Raw genomic sequence first — 2,556 nt, 5'->3', positions numbered from 1 at the left:
CCTTCGGCTTGCAGCAGTTTCTGCAAGCCATCCATGGTCACCAGGTTGTCGTAGGCCATGATGAAGCTTTCGTCGGCGGTGCTGCCGAAGAAGCCGTGCGTGGCCAGATGGGCGATGTGGTATTCGCCCTTTTCAAACTCGTCGCTCAGGCGTGTCGTCGTGAAGGTCGCGTCGAGCAGGCTGGTGCCAGGCAGGATCTTCGCCAGGCTCTCGACTTCAAGCCTGACGCCCGGCAAGGCCAATTGCTCTTTGAGCAGGGCCGTGCGCTCGGCACCGCTCGTCGGCAGCGCCCGCGTCGACAGCGTCAGCTTGCGGAGGACCGGTTGGCGAGCCAGATTGAGCGCAGAACGTGCCGTAGACGGGGCCATGACCTGGGCCAGCGAACTGCCTGACAGTTGCTCGACGACCGGCCCAGGTTCCGCCATTCCGGCGACGAGCGCGGAAAACGCTTCGCTATGGCCAGCCGTCTGGCTGGTCATCGACAGCCCGCTGTTGATGACCACCGAGTACTTCTGGACCAGGAACTGCTGGCCGTCATGGAGCGTGCTCCAGGGCAGCAGGCGCAGCACGCCGTCAGGCACCACCAAAAGCGTATGCACCTGCTGAGCGACGATTTCGCGCTCGAAAGGCCTGACCAGAATGTCGTAGAGCTTGACCGCGTTGTCGTGGTAATCCGCTTCGCCGTCGCGCAGTTTTTCCGCATAGGACGACACCAGATGGCGCAGCAACGGGGCATCGAGGGCCGTGGTGTGGCGACGAATACCCGCGCCTGACTCGAAGATCACCTCGATGCGGTCCTTGAGAATGATCGGATAGAAAATCGCCGTTCCCGGCGCCACTCCCGCTTGCGTACGGTTTTGTGCCGCATCGACGCTGCACCGCTCGCCGAGATAATCCTGCAGTTCGGACTGCTTGATCAGTTCGGCCGTGTCGCGAGCGCGCCGCAGCAGCGCGACGCGCTCGCTGCCGCCGGCCGTGTCGGCTTTCTTGAGCAGCAGGTCGATGAGGCCGAGATAAATCGGTTCCAGGGTGTCGCGAAACGACGAGCGGCCGCTCTCGTATTCAATCGGGATGTCCTGGCGAATGCTCTCGACCTGCTCGATGGCGCGCAGGTAAGCGGCCCGCGCCTCGTCCTGGGCGCCTTTGGCGGCGAGCAGGCGGCCCTGGCGCCATTCGAGCCGCAGCAGGAGGTCGGTGAACACGCCGTCGGCTGCCTGGGCACGGGTGATCGCGCGGCGGCTCAGGCGCAGCGCTTCGTCGTTGCGCCCCTGCGCCTCATAAAGCTGGGCCAGTGCGTCGAGTGCCTCGACCTCGAGGCGGACGTCACCAATCTCGGCGGCCAGGATGCGTGCCTCGTCGAGGTTCTCGTAAGCGATCTGCACGCTACTGACCTCGCTCGCCAGGGTGCCGGCGGTGAGCCGCAGGCGGGCGCGCGCTTGCGCGGCGTTCACGCCGGCGATGTCACGCGAGATCGCCGCCAGCAACGCCGGCCGCTCGCGGCGGTCGGCCAGGCGGGCTTCATTGATGCGCGCCACGAGGGCAAGGGCCACCTCGCCGCCGGCCAGCGTCCGCGCTTCGGCGTAGAAGCGCAGGGCCTCTGCGGGTCGATGGCGCGCGGCGGCCAGGTTGCCAAGTTCGATGGCGTAGCGCGCCCGTTCGCTGCCGTTCGTCTTGTCGTAGGCTTGGCGCAACAAAGGCTCGGCTTCGTCGTAGCGCCGCGCCTGCAACAGCGAGGCCCCCAGTTCGCCGCTGACGGCCACACTCTCGTCGGCGGTACCGAGCGCACGGAAGTAATCGATCGCCTGCTGCAGGTTGCCGCCATTGCGCAGCGCGACGCCGCGCGCCAGCGCCTGCGAATCCGGCGCCGCCTGCGCGCCGAGCGCCAACAGCATGGCCAGCAAGAATCTGACGACCGCCCACCTGAGGATGCTCATTTGCCGTTCCTTAGAAAAACGCATAGGACAATTGCAGCTCGATGCCTTTTTCCTGGAGGTTGGAGCCGTTACTGATCACCGTCCGCGAGTGATGGATCCGTTTCGCCAGCGACAGATCGAAGGTCAGCCCCTGCCAGCGCAGCCGGGTGGCGAGACCGGCGGAGGCAATGACCGACGCCGCCGCGTCCTTGTCCCAAGCGCGGCCATAATCGATGAAGGGCTTCAGGTTGAGGCTCAACTGGCGCGCGCCATCGGCCAGCACGGGGAAATCCAGTTCGATATTGGCGACCACGCCGTTGTCACGCACCAACTGGTTTTCGAGATAGCCGCGCACGGTATTGATGCCGCCGACCGCCATCTTCTCCATGGGAATCAGTCGATCGGGCGTGTCCTGGACATTCAGGCGCAGGATCAACTGGCTGCCGTTGTCGAGGAGCCGGTGAGCATACTGGGCCTGCCCCAGCCAGATGAAGTAGTGGCGATCGAGCGTCAGGCCGGGAAGGGGGAAGGCTCTGGCGGGAAGCTGATTGTTTTCGCCGAAGGTGAAGGTCGAGCGCAAAGCCAGCACCTGCTCGTCCGAGCGGTGGGAATACTCTTGCCAGAAGCGCCAGTCCCTGGCCTT

2 protein-coding genes are annotated in these 2,556 nt (G+C 65.2%); both read right to left on the bottom strand.

The features are described from left to right. The coding region (locus Q1M07_RS14770) for a CHAT domain-containing protein (protein WP_300454667.1) at positions 1-1,934 on the bottom strand (1,934 nt) is incomplete at its 3' end. Positions 1,935-1,944: 10 nt separating this feature from the next. Further along, positions 1,945-2,556: ShlB/FhaC/HecB family hemolysin secretion/activation protein (locus Q1M07_RS14765; protein WP_300454666.1), on the bottom strand; the 612-nt coding region annotated here is incomplete at its 5' end.

Origin of the sequence: Accumulibacter sp. (assembly GCF_029255285.1) — a bacterium.
GTDB lineage: Bacteria > Pseudomonadota > Gammaproteobacteria > Burkholderiales > Rhodocyclaceae > Accumulibacter.
Note: the sequence above shows the minus strand (reverse complement) of the source record. Positions and strands in the feature narration are given on the sequence as shown.